Below are 1063 nucleotides of genomic sequence, written 5' to 3'. Positions count from 1 at the left end.
GTGGGGGTGCCGTTGAACATGGCGGCCAGGGCGGCGTCCGCGCCCGACTGGAGTCGGTCGCGTTGGATGGTCAGCAGTCGACCGGCCAGGGCGGGATCGTCCCGGCCGACCCGGCGGGCCAGCTTCCACGCCCGCCGCTCCGAGGCCCTGCGCTTGCCCTCATCGGGGTGGGAGGTGGCGCGGGCCCGGTGGTAGGCCAACTCCTGGACCACCGCCGCCGCCCGGGCGTCGGCCTCCACGTCCCGGCCGCCGTTTTGGTGGACCACGATCCGGCGGGCGAGGAAGGCCATGCCCTCGGCCGCCACCGTCATCCCCATCGGGGTGATGGCGTAGACGACCTTCTGCCCCAGATCCTCGGCGGCCGTCAACGACATCGCGGACGCGGCCGCCGGGAGCAGCCACAGCCCCGCCCGCACCACCGCCGGAGAGGACTGCCCCAACAGCGTCAACCCCAGCAGCACCAGCGCCAGCACCGCCGTGGCGCCCTCACCGGCGGACACCGCGCCCATCGCGGTCCCCGCCCCGTAGGCGGACTCGATGTTGCTGTAGGTCCCGATCCCGCCCGCCACACCGGTGGCCAGCATCGGCACGAACGCCGCCGTGAGCACAACCTTCTGCACCCGGGTCAGCCGGACTCCCCCCGGCATCTGCCCACTCACCGCTCCACCTCCCGGTGGCCGATGCGGGCCAGGGCATTGTGGGCGTGCCGCAGACCATCGGCCAGGCGCCCGGCGGTGCCCGCGGCCTCCCGGGTCTTGATCCCGAACGCGGCGACGTCGGCGGCCAGCTGCCCGCCGTCTCCGGAGTCGTGCCGCAGCCGCCCGGAGGCGTGCAGCGCCTCCAACAGCTCGCCCGCCTGGTGAAGGGTCTGGGGCAGGCGCTCGGCCAGCTCGGCCAGGGCGCCGATCACGGAGTAGACGTCCCCCGGCATCTCCCACTCGGCGCGGGCGTCGGGGCGGAAGGTCAGGTGATTGAGCGTGCGGATGGCCTCGGCGGCGGCCCGGGCGGTCCCGGCCGCCGTCACAGCGGTGTTGGTGGGCCGGCTCATCGCACGCCCCCGATC

General features: G+C 74.9%; 1 protein-coding gene and 1 pseudogene. Both read right to left on the bottom strand.

Translation table 11 applies throughout. The annotated features are described in order from the left end of the window. Nucleotides 1–647 (bottom strand): annotated as a pseudogene (locus FNQ90_RS24440) (conjugal transfer protein); the annotation flags it as partial. Nucleotides 648–655: 8 nt separating this feature from the next. Continuing rightward, on the bottom strand, nucleotides 656–1063 hold a 408-nt coding region (locus FNQ90_RS24435), incomplete at its 5' end, for a hypothetical protein (RefSeq protein ID WP_228471572.1).

This window comes from Streptomyces alkaliphilus (genome assembly GCF_014141535.1).
Lineage (GTDB): Bacteria > Actinomycetota > Actinomycetes > Streptomycetales > Streptomycetaceae > Streptomyces > Streptomyces alkaliphilus.
This window is presented reverse-complemented; position numbering and strand designations above follow the sequence as displayed.